At 42.3% G+C, this 16,549-nt stretch carries 16 protein-coding genes and 1 pseudogene; 3 read left to right on the forward strand and 14 right to left on the reverse strand.

Annotation, left to right across the window (positions count from 1 at the left end; translation table 11 throughout):
* The 6 genes from RMX89_RS33215 to RMX89_RS33240 all read right to left on the reverse strand — a co-directional run.
* A partial coding sequence (locus RMX89_RS33215; protein WP_322691954.1) for a filamentous hemagglutinin N-terminal domain-containing protein occupies positions 1–1,883 on the reverse strand: 1,883 nt, incomplete at its 3' end.
* A gap of 139 nt (positions 1,884–2,022) precedes the next feature.
* Positions 2,023–3,405: an HlyD family efflux transporter periplasmic adaptor subunit gene (locus RMX89_RS33220; RefSeq protein WP_322691955.1), complete on the reverse strand. Its 1,383-nt coding sequence runs from the start codon at positions 3,403–3,405 to the stop codon at positions 2,023–2,025.
* Positions 3,406–3,565: 160 nt separating this feature from the next.
* A complete protein-coding gene (locus RMX89_RS33225) occupies positions 3,566–4,936 on the reverse strand; it encodes a polysaccharide lyase family 7 protein (RefSeq protein ID WP_322691956.1) in 1,371 nt (456 codons plus the stop codon).
* Between the two features lie 88 nt (positions 4,937–5,024).
* On the reverse strand, positions 5,025–7,244 hold the full coding sequence (locus tag RMX89_RS33230; RefSeq protein ID WP_322691957.1) for a peptidase domain-containing ABC transporter: 2,220 nt from the start codon (positions 7,242–7,244) through the stop codon (positions 5,025–5,027).
* Positions 7,245–7,406: 162 nt separating this feature from the next.
* Entirely contained in the window at positions 7,407–7,793 is a 387-nt protein-coding gene (locus RMX89_RS33235) for a beta/gamma crystallin-related protein (protein ID WP_322691958.1), read from the reverse strand.
* Positions 7,794–8,184: 391 nt separating this feature from the next.
* Positions 8,185–8,574, reverse strand: coding sequence for a beta/gamma crystallin-related protein (locus tag RMX89_RS33240; RefSeq protein WP_322691959.1), 390 nt, complete (start codon positions 8,572–8,574; stop codon positions 8,185–8,187).
* A gap of 467 nt (positions 8,575–9,041) precedes the next feature.
* Between RMX89_RS33240 and RMX89_RS33245 the strand changes: the two are divergent.
* A pseudogene (locus tag RMX89_RS33245) lies at positions 9,042–9,353 on the forward strand (helix-turn-helix domain-containing protein); the annotation flags it as partial.
* Here the strand turns inward: RMX89_RS33245 and RMX89_RS33250 are convergent.
* From RMX89_RS33250 to RMX89_RS33285, 8 genes are all read right to left on the reverse strand, one after another.
* The gene (locus tag RMX89_RS33250; protein WP_322691968.1) at positions 9,283–9,477 is read right to left on the reverse strand and encodes a transposase; all 195 of its coding nucleotides are present in this window, start codon (positions 9,475–9,477) and stop codon (positions 9,283–9,285) included. The pseudogene RMX89_RS33245 and the gene RMX89_RS33250 overlap by 71 nt on opposite strands.
* The gene (locus RMX89_RS33255; protein WP_322691960.1) at positions 9,434–10,189 is read right to left on the reverse strand and encodes a peptidylprolyl isomerase; all 756 of its coding nucleotides are present in this window, start codon (positions 10,187–10,189) and stop codon (positions 9,434–9,436) included. Before RMX89_RS33255 ends, RMX89_RS33250 begins: the two co-directional genes overlap by 44 nt.
* Positions 10,190–10,235: 46 nt before the next feature.
* On the reverse strand, positions 10,236–11,249 hold the full coding sequence (locus RMX89_RS33260) for an aldo/keto reductase (protein ID WP_322691961.1): 1,014 nt from the start codon (positions 11,247–11,249) through the stop codon (positions 10,236–10,238).
* Positions 11,246–12,349 (reverse strand): T3SS effector HopA1 family protein, encoded by a 1,104-nt coding sequence (locus tag RMX89_RS33265; RefSeq protein ID WP_322691962.1) that lies wholly within the window; start codon positions 12,347–12,349, stop codon positions 11,246–11,248. The genes RMX89_RS33260 and RMX89_RS33265 overlap by 4 nt, the downstream gene beginning before the upstream one ends.
* Positions 12,350–12,392: 43 nt before the next feature.
* On the reverse strand, positions 12,393–13,541 hold the full coding sequence (locus RMX89_RS33270) for an aminoglycoside phosphotransferase family protein (protein WP_322691963.1): 1,149 nt from the start codon (positions 13,539–13,541) through the stop codon (positions 12,393–12,395).
* 168 nt (positions 13,542–13,709) lie between these two features.
* Positions 13,710–13,940, reverse strand: coding sequence for a hypothetical protein (locus RMX89_RS33275; RefSeq protein WP_322691964.1), 231 nt, complete (start codon positions 13,938–13,940; stop codon positions 13,710–13,712).
* Between the two features lie 61 nt (positions 13,941–14,001).
* The gene (locus RMX89_RS33280; protein WP_322691965.1) at positions 14,002–14,250 is read right to left on the reverse strand and encodes a hypothetical protein; all 249 of its coding nucleotides are present in this window, start codon (positions 14,248–14,250) and stop codon (positions 14,002–14,004) included.
* 62 nt (positions 14,251–14,312) lie between these two features.
* Positions 14,313–14,498: a hypothetical protein gene (locus tag RMX89_RS33285; protein WP_322691966.1), complete on the reverse strand. Its 186-nt coding sequence runs from the start codon at positions 14,496–14,498 to the stop codon at positions 14,313–14,315.
* A 466-nt stretch (positions 14,499–14,964) separates the two neighbouring features.
* Between RMX89_RS33285 and RMX89_RS33290 the strand changes: the two genes are divergently transcribed.
* Positions 14,965–15,519 (forward strand): helix-turn-helix domain-containing protein, encoded by a 555-nt coding sequence (locus RMX89_RS33290; protein WP_322691969.1) that lies wholly within the window; start codon positions 14,965–14,967, stop codon positions 15,517–15,519.
* 26 nt (positions 15,520–15,545) lie between these two features.
* Positions 15,546–16,549, forward strand: a 1,004-nt coding sequence (locus RMX89_RS33295) for a cyclic nucleotide-binding domain-containing protein (protein WP_322691967.1), incomplete at its 3' end; no start/stop codon positions are given.

Raw genomic sequence — 16,549 nt, forward strand, 5'->3', positions numbered from 1 at the left:
ATATTAAATGCTCTACGAGTAACGGTTGCCAGTTGAGCGCCATCAATTAGTGATAATTTTGCAGCATTAATGTCGATATTGCCTCCCTTACCTACACCCCCTGCTTCTACTGTACTGAAGATGCCAGCATCTGCAAGGTCAACAGCATCAAGTGCCCGCACTGTCACATTCCCTGCATTTCCTTGTCCAAAGCTTGAGGCAATAAGTTGAGCGCCATCAATTAGTGACACTTTTGCAGCATTAATGTCGATATTACCTCCCTTACCTACACCTCCTGCTGACACTGTGCTGAAGATGTAAGTATTACTAGCGGCTGTAAAAGCATCAAGTGTCCGCACTGTCACATTCCCCGCATTCCCAAGTCCCGAAGTTGAGGCAGTAAGTACAGCGCGATCGCTTAACAAGAAGGAACCAGAATCGATAGTAATGTTACCTCCATTGCCAACTGTCCCCGTTTCCACACTGCTGCGAATCGCACTAAAAAAACCATTTTTCTCCCCAGCAATATCAACAGTACCTGTAACATTAACATTGACATTCCCCGCATCCCCTCGTCCTGCTGGTTGGGTATTAAATGCAGCACGAGTAATCGTTACTAGTTGACTGCCATCAATTAGTGATAGTGTTGCAGCATTGATGTCGATATTACCTCCCTTACCTACGCCCCCTGCTTCCACTGTGCTGAGGATGCCAGCATCTGCAAGGTCAACAGCATCGAATGCCCCCACTGTCACATTCCCTGCATTCCCTTGTCCAAAGGTTGAGACTTCAAGTTGAGCGCCATCGCGTAATGAGAAAGAACTAGAATCAATAGTAATGTTACCCCCATTACCAACTGTCCCCAAACGCACAAGATTCTGAACACTACTCCCGCCAGCAACTTTGATTTCTCCGGTAGCATTAAGCGTGATATCTCCTGCAACTGTTTCAGATGTCCCTAAACCTTGCCCAATACCACCGCTTAAAATACTTCCTCCTAAAATCTCTAGATTCTTGGAATTCACTGCAATATTACCGCCACCAGCACCTTCTACATATATCGCAGCTTGGTTAGTAAGGGATACCGAAGTTCGCGCAACATCCGCAGGAAATATCAAGCTGAGATTATTGCCGTCTACACCCAGCGTTACACTACCAGGTTCGCCCAATCCTCCTAACTCAACTCGTCCACCAAAAGCATTTAATCGTCCCCTATCCATGCTGACATTACCACCCATCAGCAGTAAACTTTTTCCATCTGGCACTCGTAAACCTAATGCATCAAAGCCTGCTGGATCTTTTCCTGCGGGTGCAACTGAGTTATTTTGAATTGCTGCGTTTTGATTAATCTGATTAAATAGCAATGCTAAAGGATTAATAGTCAACAATGGTGAAGGGATATTTTTCTCAGTTGCGCTAAAAAATCCGACATTTCCAAATTGCAGTGCATTCGCTGTACTCGCAACAAAAGAACCACCAATATTTAATTGAGCATTCTGACCAAATACAATTCCATTGGGATTAATTAGAAACAGGTTAGCTGTACCATTAGCCCGAATCAACCCATCAATATTAGAAGCCGATCCACCCGTTACCCGACTGATAATATTTTGAATATCCGCAGCATTATTAAATATTGCAGTGCCGCCAGTGAGGACAGAAAATTCCCCAAAACTGTGGAATAAGTTGCTTCCAGCTTGGGTTCCCCCTTCAATGGTACTGATGTTATTTTGTGTTGTAACTCTCGAATTATTGGGTAGAGTGCTATCGGGGGTAATTTGGGCAAAAGCGCAATTAAAAGGGAAAGCGAATGTCTGCAATACACCTTCGCCGATCGCACTACCCATCACCAACCAACTTCCCAGTGCGAATTTCCAGCACCAATGCTGCCTACATCGCGTCATTTTAAACATTGCAACCCTTGAATAACTAGCAAGTACACTACACCCTCTTATAAGGATAGATAGAAAACCCACAGTAGGATTGCGAGAAATAATTACGAATAGTTACAATGCAATGCCTGCGGCGGGCTACGCCAACGCACTAAATGTCTGCAATCAACCTTGCCTTCCTCAAAAAGAATTGCATCACAGTCTCTTCTCTAGAAATAATATCGACTGTACCCTCCATTCCTAATTGGATAGCACATTGATGTTTTTCCCTACCTAGAGAAAGGCTTTCTGGCTCAATTGTTACCCCATAGAATGTACCAACGGCTGCTATCTTTTGGCTGGCAGATGTTGCGGCACTGGCATTAGCAGTATTCCCAACAGGTGCAATCGCATCCGGGGAAATCGTCTTAACCTTGCCTTTGAGAGTACCATAATCTGGATAAGGACAGGCAGAAACCCGCATTTGTACCGTTTGACCTTGTTTTAACTTATTTTTATCTTGAAGTGCGATCGCAGCCTTAACCTCCAAGGGAGCATCACTGGGGACAATTTGGGCAATTTCCTCTCCAGCAGGCACTGTTTGACCGGAGTTTCGCAGGTTTAATTTAGAAATAATCCCGTCTGCTGTGGCAGTAATCACAGCCTGGTTAAGGTCGATATTTACTTGTTGGAGTTCGCGGGTGTCGCGTTCTAGCTGTTTTTGAATTTCAATTCGTTGCTGGATTAAAGCAAGGCGTTCTTTATTTAAAGTAGCAATGTTAGCTTGACCGGTAGCTTTTTCTTGAGCAATGCGTTGAGAAGCGATCGCTACTTGTGCATTACTAGGATTAAGAGCAGTTTGGACATTTTGCAATTTAGCTTTAGCTGCTTGGAGAGCTTGTTCTTGCTGGCGAACAGCTAGTTGTGCTTCCTCATATTGATCTTGAGACAAGGCTCCGGCTTTGGCTACAGTCTCATAGCGATTTCGCTTTGACTGGGCAGCTTTGAGACTAGCATCTGCGGCTTTGACATTTGCAGATGCTTCTTCCACATCAGTAGCAGTAGTAATAAGTTTATCTTGATAGTCCCGGCTACGACCGCTTAATTCAGCTTCAGCGCCAGCGATAACACGGTTGACACGCTCAGTTTCAGCTAAAACTTGGTTATTAATCGCATTAATCTGGGCATTAATTTGAAAAAGTTGTAAACGACTTTGCCCAATGCTACTTTGCAGTTGGCTCTTTTTAGTTTCTAGCTTCGAGTTGTCAATAGTAGCAATCACATCGCCTTTTTTGACAACTTGATTCTCTGCAACAAAGACACGCATTACCTGACCTTCCGTAGCAGCTTGAACGAGCCGTAACTCACCAGCAGGACGAACAACAGCCTGTCCTTTAACAGTCACTTTATATTTGGTAATAGAGGCAAGTGGAACGCCTAATCCCACAGCACAGACAAGAACTAGTCCGCCCCAAGTAGTCCAACGACCAAGTGGCGGGAGAAACTCGTTGTCTTGAATTGGGGGCAAGTAGTCTGAGTTGGAATAGCTAACCATGATGATTGAACTTACGTATTGACAAATTAGACAGACAATGTAATTAAATTCAAAATTCAAAATTAAAAATTAAGAAAGCCAGACAGGATAATACCAATTCAAAATTCAAAATTTAAAATTAAGAAAGCCAGACATCACAAAAGCTGAAAGCTTCTGCGGATTAGCGTAGGGTAATTTTGCGTACTTCTATTTCGGCGTAAGCGTAAGGGTCAGTCTCGTATTTATTAGCAGATAAGTTTTTGTTCGCACACACAGTGTTGGTGTTGCCATAAATATCAGTTTTTGAACAAGCTTGAATATATATGCCTGCCTTGAAGTAACAGGAACCGATAATACCCGTCAGCTTTACTGTACCAGTACTACTGGTTACACCTGAACGTAGGTTTTTATAGGTGACGTTAACATTGCCACCGGATGTAACAGCAACGTCGATGGTCATCGGATCGCCGATTTTATAGGTACTGTCGAGAAGCTTGGTAGTAGTGTCGTTGTTGAAGCGGGCTTCAAGCTTGCCGATGTCCGTCGAGCCGTTGGCAAAGGAAGGGCCGAAGTACTTCACCATCATCAGGTCGTTTTCTGAGTCATGGATCTGGGCGATGGTGGCTTCCGGCTTTTTCGTGGTGGTGTGTAACAGAGTCTGTTCCAGGTACATGCCACGATCGATATTCTTACAGTTCCAGGCAGCGGATTCCGTTCCATCACCCTGCATTTCACGCAGTTCAGAACGGGCGTAAGCAGTATTTGTGCTTGTACGTGCGCCGCCAGCGATCGCTTTCAAAAGCACACCATTCTTCGCACCATTCAGACGAAAATATTCTGAATTACTGTATGTCTTGAGTTGCGGCTGCTTAATTTCCGTTGCCTTGTTTGAGTTGGGCGGGGAATTCAAGCTGATTGGCAGGGTGATCTTCCACTTGCTTAGATCAAGCACATCGGCCGGGTATTGAGCGTTACCACTGCTCTCACCAGTTGAGGAATTTGAAGTACCACTGCTTTCACTAGTTGAGGAATTTGAAGTACCACTGCTCTCACCAGTTGAGGGATTGGAAGTACCACTGCTCGTACAGCCATTGGTCGAACCCAGGGAATTAATCTTCAATTCGTCGATACGCAATCTAGAATCGTTATCACCCACGATCTCGATCGCGTTGGCGGCTTGGTCGTCGACGTTTTGCTTGTTTTCATTGCCCTTGCCAGAGGTTTTACTGACCACAGTAGTCCAAGTTGCACCATTGTCCTTGGAAAGCTTTACGCTGTAGGTATACTTGTTCGTGCCGTACCAGTTAAGCACCAGATCGTCTACGCGCTGGCAGCTATTGAATCTCGCAATTATGGAAGCACCACGGGCGGCAGCCTCCCAGTGGGTATTCTTATTTTTGTCAATAGCGTTGTCCGCAACAAACGAACCACTAGTAGATGTGGCAGTAGCATCGCTGAACGATACAACAGCAGACAACGCGACAGAAGCACTACCGATGATTGCAGCCGAGACAGCGATCGTAAAATACAGCTTTGAAAATTTTGTATTCATTCTTTAACCTCTGTTGAATGTTGAACAATGAGTTGTTATTTAAATGCATGGATGATATTTTTTGTCAATGCGTAAGTCATAGATGATTTTATTTGCTGATTGCGCTGAATTTGCTGTTAGAGTGATTGGAGGATTTAGCTACTAAACCATTTGTAAATAGATCAACACCGTCTAAGAAGTCTAAGTGTTCACCAGGTTGATGGCGCAGAGCCTCTGGAGTGCCTTGGATTTTCAAACGCCCTTCTTCCATCTGTACAATCCAATCAGCGCGCCCAATCACTTTGGGGCGATGGCTAATCATAATTGTGGTTTTGCCCAGCCGATGGGATAGCAGTTTATCTAACAGTTTGGCTTCACTCACTGGGTCGAGAGCGCCAGTGGATTCATCTAAAATTAATATGGGTGGGTCAGTAACTATAGCTCTAGCGATCGCTAATCTCTGTCGTTGTCCACCAGAAAGATTCGCGCCAAATTCGCCTAAAACAGTTTGATACTTATCAGGCAGTTTACTAATAAACTCATCTGCACCAGCAATCTCGCAAGCTTCCACAATTTGTTCAAAGGTGACTTGAGGATAGCTGAAGCGGAAATTTTCAAGAATTGAACGACTCCAGAAGTGAGGTTCTTGAGGTACTAGTACCACCTGTTGACGCAGACATTCCATCGAGAGGTCTTGCTGATTATAGATGCCATAGCGAATATTGCCAGACTGGAGGAAATATAAACCAGCAAGTAGTTTGGCGAGGGTACTTTTTCCACAACCGGATTTACCAATTAGGGCAACCACTTGACCGCCAGGGATAATCAGCGAAAAATCTTGCAGCAAGTCAACTCTACCCGCGTGGTGGAAATTAAGGTTGGTGCAAGTAATATCTATATTGCCCTTAAGTTCTGCCCAAGGCTTTTTCTCGTCTTTGTCGTCTTCTGGCGTAGCATCAATCACCTCCGTCAGGCGTTGGATGACAATCTGGGCGGTGATAAACTCATCAACTAAGCCGATGACTGAACTCAAAAAGCCGAGAAAGTTGCCGCTCATACCAGTAAATGCTAGCAACTGACCAATGCTCAAAGTACGATTAATCACCAAGTATGAACCTAACCACAGTAAGGCAATATTAGTAAAAGTAGAAATAATATTAGTAATTGTGCCACTGTAAAGCCCCAGCTTCATCGTACTCCAGCCCAAGTTAGCAAGCCGACCATAATTTGCCTGATACTCTTGCCAAGCTTGGGGAGTAGCTTGGGTAGTCTTTAGCACCTGGATACCGCGAAAAGTTTCAACGAGAAAGCCTTGGTTTTCTGTACCCAACACGATCGCATTCCGGGTTTTCTGGCGCAAAGCTGGGAGAAAAAGCAGGTTAACAAGGGTGACAATCATAAAGGCAGCCAGGGAAGCCAAAGTCAGCCCCCAACTGTAAAACAGCATGAAACCCAAGGAAACCAAGGCGATAAAAAATTGGCTGGGTAAACCGAGGACAATTTGAGAAACTAGCTCGTTGATGTGATTCACATCGGCAATGCGGCTAACTACTTCCCCACTGCGTCGTCCTTCAAAGTACGAGAGGGGCAAACGCAACAGTTGTCGTCCATATTCTAGAATCAGTCCTAATTGCAGTCGTTGACCAAAATGACCAATTAGGTGAGATTGTACCAAACCGATCGCACTGCTAAATAGATTCATAGCGATCGCTCCAATTGCCACGACGGTTAGCAGTTGGGTATCTCCCCGCACAAGTACGTCATCGGTGAGCAATTGCATCATTAAGGGAGAGACAAGGGAGAGCAATCCGATAACGATGTTAATTGCGATCGCTTGAATGAGAATAGCACGATAGGGCAAAACCCGCATCAGATAACGCCCAAAGCCCCCAATTTTATCATCTGATTGCTGATAAAAGCGGCTGTCGTCTGGCGTTAGCAGCAGCATGATGCCATTACCCCACCCTTCTAGCAACTCCTCGCGGGTGAGATAGCGGATGCCTACACCAGGATCAGCAATTACATATTTTTTCCCCTTCTGCTCGTATAAAACGACCCAGTGGTAGCCTTTCCAGTGGATGATGGCGGGTAGAGGGGCTTTATGCAATTGGTCAAGCAGTTGCACCGAGGCTTTAACTTGACGCGTATTAAATCCTAAAGTTTCTGCACCCCGCCTCAAACCCAACAAGCTAGTTCCCCGCGATCCTGTACCAACTACTTCTCGCATTCGACTAATGGCAAAGGTGCGTCCGTAGTGTTTGGCGATCGTGGCAATGCAAGCAGCACCACAGTCTTCTTCACTGTGTTGAAGTACAGTTTGGTATTTCATTGTTAAATCACCAAGTTATTCAATGCCTTTGAGGCAAGATAAACGATTACTCCCTTTCCACTAAATAACCTCAGAAATGGATGAATACTCTGAGGCTGTTTACTATCTAAGCAAAAATCCTACAACAAAGGAGTTCTGGGAAGAATTATGCGTCTGAGAAAACTAAACGAGGCGTCTAGACGCAGAAATATCGCTGCGTCTGAGAGAACTAATCCAGTCGTTTTGAATCCCTTTTGCTTGTAAGTCGGATAAAAGATAAGCACGTCCCGGTCTAAGTGTTACAGCACGACCTCTGTTGTTTATGTCTTGATAAAACACCCATGATTTATTCCCTATAACAGTAATAGATGAGGTTTTGTCGTTGAAATTGTAAATGCCCAGGTCGTCAGTACCTTCATAAAACGTCAGCCTTCGCCCTTCAAAGCCATCATCTTGGTATAAATATGCAACATCCAAACCTCCGCTACAAGTAGCAGCAACCTCATTGTCAAGTTCCTCAACCGCAAGAGTTGCATCAATTTGTTTGAACTTTTCTTTGGTGTTTAACATTGCTAGTTTCCTTCATTTCAGATTGATGTTGATGGGGAATTAGTAATGAATTTTCTAACTCCCGTTTAAATATTCTGATCTTTAATCAATAAAATCAATGGTTAAAAAGTTATTTTATCCACATAACTCAATGACTTATGTTTTAATGTTTTGAAATCCCAGACAATCTGCTTGAGTTAAGGCTTGCTTCTCCCTAACCTTCATGAAAAAGGAGGAAATTAAAGCAAGCCTTTTCTTTCATTTAAGATTAGTGTTTATATAGGGGCCAACACAGTTCAGTTAAGGATAATTGTAGTTAAACGAAGTGAAACCCAACAAATGCTCGAAAATTTTGAGTTTTGTTCCTCAACCCAATCTACGCAATTTTTTGGGCTTAACTGAACTGAAAAAACTAAACGAGGCGTCTGGACGCAGGAATATCGCTGCGTCTGAGAGAACTAATCGTGTCGTTTCGAATCCCTCGTTGTTGTAACTGGGATAAATTGTATTCTCCAGGTCGAAGTGTTACAGGACGACCTTGGTTGTTTATGTCTGGATAAAACACCCATGATCTACTCCCTGTAATACGAATAGATGAGGTTTGGTCGTTGAAATTGTAAATGCCAAGGTTGTCAGTACCTTCAAAAAACCTTAGCCTTCGCCCTGAATTTCCTTGATTAAATCCATCATTTTGGTATAAAAGTGCAGCACCTCCGCTACAGGTAGCAGCAACCTCATTGTCAAGTTCCTCAACAGCAAGAGTTGCATCAAGTTGATTGAAGTTTTGTTTGGTATTTAACATTGTCACTTTCCTTCATTCCAGATTGATGTTGATGTGGAATTAGCGATGTCTTGTCTAACTCCATTGAAATATTCTGATATTAACTTGATAAAAGCAATAGATTTAAAGTGATTTTTTACACATAACTCAAGTACTTATGTTTTCATTATTTAAATTTTTAAAATTTCAAGTTAAAGGTATTTTTTTCTTGTAATTTAAAGTGTTTTGACGCTCTAAGATACTCCAAGTCGCCCACCTTGATACTGAAGCTATATCTTTGATTTCATCGTCACTTTTTTATCGCTGCTTTTGACCAGTCACAGCATCAACGCCTGAAAAGCCTAACTGATGACCATTTACACAATAATTATAGATTTTTGTAACAAGTTGCGGAATCCATAGACTTTTGATTCCGATAAGGAAGCAGAGGTTCGCAAAGAAGCTAAACGAACTTCCAATGAGTGCAAGTTCTACCAGGGGGAATCGTTATGGAAAATTCAGGTCTTTGTTTAAGACCCTTTCAGCGCAGATACCTACTGAAAAGCTTAGAAACCGACTTACGTGCAGAATACCGCCGTCGCATTGAAATTATGCTGCTTTTCGATGCAGATGAATCTTAGGCTCAAATCTGTGAAGCTTTGGGATGTTCTCAAGAGACTGCACGCTACTGGATTACGATCGCACAAACAGGACAAGCTCACAAATGGAGCGATCGCTTGATGGAACGACCTAAAACTGAGCAATACCTCGTTCGCCTGAAAGAATTGGTAAGTCATAGTCTGCGCCTTGTTGGCTATTCATCCGCGCGTGAATTTTTTGCCAAGTCCCGTTCTTGCGCCACTGTCGATAGTAATGATAGACACTCTTCCAGTTGGGAAAGTTATTTGGAAGCAGAGATAGTATTTGCTTGTAGCCAATTTTGATAGAGAGATTCTAATACTTGCTCTCGACTTTCACTGAATTCAACAGGGAACCACTTCTCAATTTTGAGAATGTGATAACCCAGTTTTGTATTTATTGGCCCAATCACCTCGCCTTCTTTTGCTTGAGAAATAGCTTGTACAATCTCTGGTATTAATTCTGAAAGAAAGCGAATACCAACAAAGCCACCATTTTGTTTAGACTGTTTACCTTTGGAATACTCTAGTGCTAAAGCACAAAAGGACTTATTTGATTCTTTAATTGCATAAATGATTTTCTTAGCCTCTGTTAAATCGCTGACTAAAATCTGAGATAAGGCTACACGTTGATAATCGTTACGATTACTCAGATAATGACCATCAACAGCATCTCCAAACAGATATTCTTTTAACTTTTTCGTAAGTAATTCTAATCTAGTACCTTTAGACCAATCATCTACAGTAATTCGTTGTTGTTGCAGCCAAGCCAAGGTTTCAGAAACTCCTAGTAATTTATGTTCGAGCCGAAATGCATCTCCGGCTGTTTGCAATTCTTCATCAGTAACAGTTAAGCCAAACTGTTGACAGATATTTAAAATAAATGCATTCCGTTCAGCTAAAACTGCATATTCAGCTATTTTGTGAGAATAGCGCAGGTAAGCAATTATATCTTCATCTGTTGCTAGAGCAATTTCTGGCACGGACACTAATTCTATATTTTCTAAAGTTTTTGTCATTGTTTTGTTCTCTTGTAAAAGTTGATTTGGATAAAATTATTGCTGTTTAGCTGCGATAAATCAGTTTTTCAGAGGGAATTTCGGAAGTTGTTAGTTGATTGCGATGTAATTCGCCGTAAAGATTCATGTATTCAACTTCAGCAGTTGTTAGCTTACCTTGCTGAACGCCAGCGATCGCCGCATCAATTTCTTCGCGTTTAGTCAAACCTGTTAAACAAACATCAACACAGTTCTGCGTTAACGAATATCGGTATAAATCAGGAACAGTAGGCCGCCAGCATTTTTCAGGTAAACTAACCGGAGCATCCCAAAGTGCGCCTGAGTGAGAACCTGTAGATTTGAAGGTGACAATACCTGGTCGAGAAGGGTCTTGCGCTTTCAATTGATTAAATATCTGACTCTGAGCAGACCGATGTGCGACATTGTGTCTCACCATTACCACATCTAACAGGTCGCTATCCAAGCACTGTTGCGCTAAATTGATATCGTGGAATGATGCACCGGTATAGCGGACGGCTCCCATCTTCTTGAGTCTTTCTGAAGTGCCAAACATTCTTTCAATAGCACGCTGATAAACGCTATTAGGCCCTCTTAAATCGGGAGTAAGCTGCAAGCAATCTTGTAAAGCTGACCCATCATTCGACCCAATCCAGCCCCAAAACAACACATCAATATAGTCAATTCCCAGTTCCATGAACTGATCTAATAAAGCGGCAAGTGCCATTTCTGGACTTTTGATGTAAGTCACAGTTGCCAGCACGACTTTCTCTCGCACAGAGGAACCACGTCCACAAAGCTGGCGCAATGCTCCAGACATCGGACTGTAGAGATAGTGGTGTAAGTCGCTAGAGTAGAAAAAGTAGTTAATTCCTCTGTCAAAAGCGTAAAGGGTATCTTCGCTAGAGATGCTACCGCCACCACCTAGACCGAGACAACTGACCGTTAAATCAGTCCGCCCCAATTTACGGTAAAACGGTAAATCCGACTCAGGGAATTTCTCTGCTGCACGGCCAACTTCGCTTACTGAGACTGCTGGCGGCGCGAGATCGGTTAGTTTCATAGATTTAACGGGGTGTAAATGTCTTCAGAGTTGGCATTGAGGTAAGCACGCTGCCAGTCAATCCCTAAAACAGAGAAGTGTTGGCGGATAAATGCCATTCGAGTTTCTGGAGATTCATCCCCTTTTTGCCGAGCTTCTAGCAAGCCATTGGCAACAATTTGACAGCGATTCATCCCAAAACTCTCTACAGCCGCAAATTTGAAATCTGGTTCTTCTGCTAAAGCAAGTCCAGGCGCAAGTAACTTTGTAAATAGGGGTACTTCTGTACGAAAGTGCGATCGCTTTTCTGCATAAACATTTTTTAGCACTTGCCGGATCGCTTCATAGTTACTTTTCTCAAAGTAGAGAACCCCACTGTCATAGCGTCTGTAATCAGAAGGGTTGTATAGAACTTTAAAGGTGAAGAGAATTTTGATTTGATTCAGTTGCCGTGTCAGGCTTTCCATAACAGCGATCGCACCTTCAGGTGTCAAGTTAAAGTAAACTCTAACTGTCTGAGGATAAGTGTCTGGCCCGGCATCGCTAACAGCCATGTAAAATCCGTTTTGAACTAAATTACGAGGCATACGGATAGCGACTATATTGCCTACAGATGCGGATTGCTCAGTAAGTTGTAAATGGCGATCGCGCTCAATATGCAAAGTCAATCCGCCTTTGGTAACAGCGAGACTCCCATCACTTTCTTGGCGCAGTACAGACCAACCTGGGTCGAAATAGCCTTCGCCAGTGTTGCTTTTATGTAGGCGATCGTAAAACTCTAGGTCTACTCCTAGAAAAGTATTATTCTCTAAATTCTGATGTAGTGCTAGGTTATCTGAACTTGCATCTGCTGCCAGGGCAGCTTGCATCGAGCCGTTGTAATAGATACCGTAGAGAAAACTTTGCAGTTGTAGACTCAAATACTTATTTTGAAGCTCCAATGGTATTCGTTGAAAACGAGTTACTACCTCAGCAGGAATTTCAAAAGGTTTGTAAGCTGGGTGGGTAATACAAAAATTTGACTGGATCTGAACATTGTTGGCAATATCTTCAAGAGAATCCAGTACTTGATCTGGCGCAGAAGTTAGCAGTTGACTTTGAAGAGAATCTAGTAATTGCATAATGGTTTAGGTGCAACTAAAAATACTTAAACGGGAGAACGGTTTAGGTGAGTTCAGATTCTGCCACTCCAAAAACAGTTGGGATTGATTGTTCAGGGCGACACAATAAAGTTTTAGCAACCTGAAGCATACAGATACCTGCATTGCCAAAGGATTTTTGGTATTGAAGCATTGCCTGAATTTGTTGAATTAAGGCAAGACCAGAAAATTGCACGACTCGTTTCAAAAAATCAGGGCGATGCTCTAGAATTTCTGGAAAATTAGCCAAATAAGTTTTAGTCAAGGCTGCAATTGAAGGTTGAAGCTGTTCGAGCGGTGTCATAGCTAATCGCAGAGATTCTTCGACATCAATAGATTTACTCACAACTAAGCTATTGAGCCAGAGTTGTAAATAACTAGCGATGAGCATTCCTAAGTCAAATGCAGGATCTCCCCAAGCGCCTCGCTCCCAGTCAATGAGTCGAATGACACTGTTAGTTGATTGTTCCAGAACTTCTTCCCAATTGCTATGTAAGAGGATATTGTTCAGCTTGAGGTCATTATGCGTTAGGCAGCAAGGCACTAATTCAGTGGCAAGTTGTGCGATCGCTTTTCCGAGGCTGTCGTAGCGCTGATAGAGAGCAAAGAATTTCAGTGCGTCTGCGGGAACCTGACCAAAAACTTCAGGACTAATCCGTTCTAGCCCAAGATTAAAGTTAAAAGCTTGTTTACTAGATACATCCTCAGATTGCTGAGAAAAAAATTCTTGATATTTTTGAGAGTTAAATGTATCACGATGGATTGTAGCTAAAGTTGCGCCGATTGAAGTTGCGATCGCAGTCGGGAAAACATTCTCCTTTGTGTAAAAATCAACTAGATCGCAATAATCGTTGAGGTAGTTAAAAACAATAACAGAATGCTCCGCATCAAAATGTAAAACCTCTGAAAGCATTAAGCAGATGTGACTGAGTTTAGGAGTTTGTTGAAATAATTGATGAATTCGCCATTCACTCAAAAATTCACCCGCAGTTTTTCCTTCTCCATTGTGACGCTCCTGTTTGACGAGGAGTTGGCGGCCATCTTGCAAGCTCAGTAATAAGTTAAAGTTTTTGGCAACTTTAAGTTCGACTTGACTTTCTTGCTCTTCTTGAGTAAAGATATTCTGTGCTAATAAATAGTTAAAAACGTTTTTTGAGCTTAATAAAAATGTCATATGCATCCATCCAAATCAAGGTTAGCAAAAGAAATATTCAAATAAATATCATTAAAAAATAATTACCATCTAATATAAAATATGTTTTTATATTATTAAAATGTAAACTTTAAAATAGAAATGATGAAAAGTGGGCAATGCCCACCCTTTCATTTTAGTTTTCTCAGTCTATAACCAGGCTATTATTCCCTTATTCTTATCATGAATTTCCCTAGCAGCCTTAGATGCCTCATAGCCTGCAGAAAATGCCAGACTGATACTCACTACAGCCGCCACAGGAGTGAATCCACCATAAGTTAAATTCAACTCATCATCGTTGATTTCATTAAGATAGCTTTCTTCATCTGAAATCAGAGCAAATCCTGATATATTCAGATCGTTAACTAAAATGTTTGTCATGATAGATTTCTCCAAGTAATACGTTGCTTCATTAATTCAGTTGCTAGTTGACTTTAGTTAATCATTTGCCGGCAGTGATCCAGCCAGAAACAGCACCACCTACGGCAGCGATCCCTGCACCTACAGAAACCGCACATTTAGCTGAGGAAATTCGAGCTGCAGCAGTAGCAGCAGACCACACAAGCGCTGGTGTTAAACCACCGTAGATACTGTCAAATTCATTGTCACCTAGATCATTCATGTAGCCTTCAGAATCAGAAAATAGATCGGAACCAGTGGGACGCAAATCGTAAATATTGATAGTAGCCATTGTTTTTCCTCTTAAATGAAATTGCTTGAAATGGAATTAGCAGTAAACTGCTTTGTTACAGGTTAGTAAGCTTCTCCTGCACCAAAATATAAGGTTGCAAGAACGATGGTTCCCACAACAATCAAACCCACTAAACCACCCTTAATAGCGCCAATATCGCTATCAACTAAATCATCCATATAGCCTTCAGGATCAGAAAATAGATCGGAGCCAGTAGGACGCAAATCAGAAATGTTGATAGTAGCCATTGAATTTTTCCTCTTAGATGAAGTTGTTTTTAATTGGATTAGCTGTGTATCGCCTAATCACATTTCAATCATCAGAGATTCAATTGATGATTGCAAGACTTAAAAACTTATTGCTTATGCATAATTAAATGAGTTATGTTTTAATTATTCAAATATTTAATATTCAAAAATAAAACTACTTTTCTCTGAAAAACTAGAGTGCAGTAGCGCGTTACTACTCCGAATCATCTAATTTGAAACTGAAGCTATGTTTTTTGTTGTAGATGGTGCTGTTTTTAGTTTGTCACACCACCAAAGCCTGAAAAGCCACACTTGTGACCGTTCATCTGATTCTTGTAAAGCTTTGTAACGAGCTGTGGAATTCCCAGAGTTTTGATTCAGAGAAGTAACAGAAGGTTCTCAAGGATGATCCAGATTGATTTCTATCTGGGCATTGCAAGTTATACCAGGAGGAATTGCTGTGAATATGCAAGGTCAATACTTAACAGCGTTTCAGCGCAAGCTTCTGTTGAAAAGCCTAGAAGCAGATTTACGTCCAGAATACCGCCGTCGTATTGAAATCATATTATTGGCAGATGCAGGCCAATCTCAGACTCAAATCTGTGAAGCGTTAGGATGCTCTCAGGAGACGGCACGGCACTGGATTACGATCGCCCAAACAGGTCAAGCTCATCATTGGAGTAATCGCCCAATGGGTCGTCCCAAAGCTGTGAATGAGCAATATCTGGCTCGTTTGCAAGAACTAGCAAGCCATAGTCCGCGTGAGTATGGCTATTCATTTGAGCGGTGGACAGGCCAATGGTTAAGCAAGCATCTGGCAAAAGAACTGGGAATTAAGGTTAGCAGTTGCCACATTAACCGTTTGCTCAAAGAGATGGGACTTTCAACTCGACAGACACGCAAAACTGCCGAGAAAGAAACTAATAACACAAAAAATCCTCGGATTACTATAAACAACCTGCTACCAAATGCAGAGCCTGATTTTCGGTGGTCATTGAATTTCGCTACAACAAGTAACTAATTCTGCCATTAAACTCCCAACAAATCATGGTTCAGAACAAAACAGAATTTTCCACTCAACAGCTTGCCCAAACTCTGGGTCAGACTCTTTCAGAACAGGAATTTTCAGACTGCATCAAACAAATTGAAATTCTCCAGCCTAGTGCAGGCAAACTGTTCTGGCAAACAGCAGATGCAAACGTAGGTATTTATCTAATTTTGGCAGGTAAAGTCAGATTGCTCGATCGCACCGATAATTTAATCGCTTCTGTAGGTGCAGGAACATCATTTGCTCAACTAACGCTATTTCTAGAGGAGGAATTTCAACCTTACACTGCTAGGGCTTCGGTAAATCTCAAAGTTTGCTATATTCCAGGAAATTGTTTGCGATCGCTCATCCGCAAGTATCCCTCTATTGGGCAGCATCTTCACCGTCAAGCTGTACTTTGGGATTTACTGCTGTTATGTCGCCAAAATGCGGCGCTGAATAATGCTGCTTACGAAGGTGTAGTGCAAATACAACCATTGCTAGAGCAGCACAATCTCCAAATTAACAAACTTCCATCTTCTTTACTCAAAGACCAACAACTTTGGATACTGCGTCGCGGCGAACTACTGCACACATCAGGACTCAAACTCACTGCTGGCAACATTTACGCCTTATCTCAGTTACCCAAAGAACGTGGTTGGCAAGTAACTCAACCAACGCAACTATACAGCCTCAGCTGTTCGCATTGGGAAACAGCACAGCAATATGTGCCACAACTGGCTGAACTCGATGCTAACCCATCAGCCAATAACCACCCAGTAGCAGCGTCTGAGCCTGTTATATTTCCTCAATTTACTGTTGAGCCAAAAAACCAGTTTCAGAAAAAAATTAATAAAGCCTACTTCCCTAGCCCAACCGTAAAAATCGGTCATTTATGGCAACGCATCACTCGACGCTATCCTTTTTTTGAACAACAAAGTGCATCTGATTGCGGTGCGGCTTGCTTAGCCCTCTTCTGTCACTTTCCGAGTATTCTGAATAAAAGGATTAAAAGAAAAAACTC

Source organism: Nostoc sp. DedSLP04, from assembly GCF_034530775.1.
Taxonomy (GTDB): domain Bacteria; phylum Cyanobacteriota; class Cyanobacteriia; order Cyanobacteriales; family Nostocaceae; genus Nostoc.

Bases quoted from the DNA above. Each gene is read 5' to 3' on its own strand.
- RMX89_RS33265 (WP_322691962.1), bottom strand. From the start codon at position 12,349: ATGCAATTACTAGATTCTCTTCAAAGTCAACTGCTAACTTCTGCGCCA.
- RMX89_RS33230 (WP_322691957.1), bottom strand. From the start codon at position 7,244: ATGAAATACCAAACTGTACTTCAACACAGTGAAGAAGACTGTGGTGCT.
- RMX89_RS33235 (WP_322691958.1), bottom strand. From the start codon at position 7,793: ATGTTAAACACCAAAGAAAAGTTCAAACAAATTGATGCAACTCTTGCG.
- RMX89_RS33290 (WP_322691969.1), top strand. From the start codon at position 14,965: ATGCAAGGTCAATACTTAACAGCGTTTCAGCGCAAGCTTCTGTTGAAA.
- RMX89_RS33280 (WP_322691965.1), bottom strand. From the start codon at position 14,250: ATGGCTACTATCAATATTTACGATTTGCGTCCCACTGGTTCCGATCTA.
- RMX89_RS33225 (WP_322691956.1), bottom strand. From the start codon at position 4,936: ATGAATACAAAATTTTCAAAGCTGTATTTTACGATCGCTGTCTCGGCT.
- RMX89_RS33275 (WP_322691964.1), bottom strand. From the start codon at position 13,940: ATGACAAACATTTTAGTTAACGATCTGAATATATCAGGATTTGCTCTG.
- RMX89_RS33260 (WP_322691961.1), bottom strand. From the start codon at position 11,249: ATGAAACTAACCGATCTCGCGCCGCCAGCAGTCTCAGTAAGCGAAGTT.
- RMX89_RS33240 (WP_322691959.1), bottom strand. From the start codon at position 8,574: ATGTTAAATACCAAACAAAACTTCAATCAACTTGATGCAACTCTTGCT.
- RMX89_RS33285 (WP_322691966.1), bottom strand. From the start codon at position 14,498: ATGGCTACTATCAACATTTCTGATTTGCGTCCTACTGGCTCCGATCTA.
- RMX89_RS33270 (WP_322691963.1), bottom strand. From the start codon at position 13,541: ATGACATTTTTATTAAGCTCAAAAAACGTTTTTAACTATTTATTAGCA.
- RMX89_RS33220 (WP_322691955.1), bottom strand. From the start codon at position 3,405: ATGGTTAGCTATTCCAACTCAGACTACTTGCCCCCAATTCAAGACAAC.
- RMX89_RS33255 (WP_322691960.1), bottom strand. From the start codon at position 10,189: ATGACAAAAACTTTAGAAAATATAGAATTAGTGTCCGTGCCAGAAATT.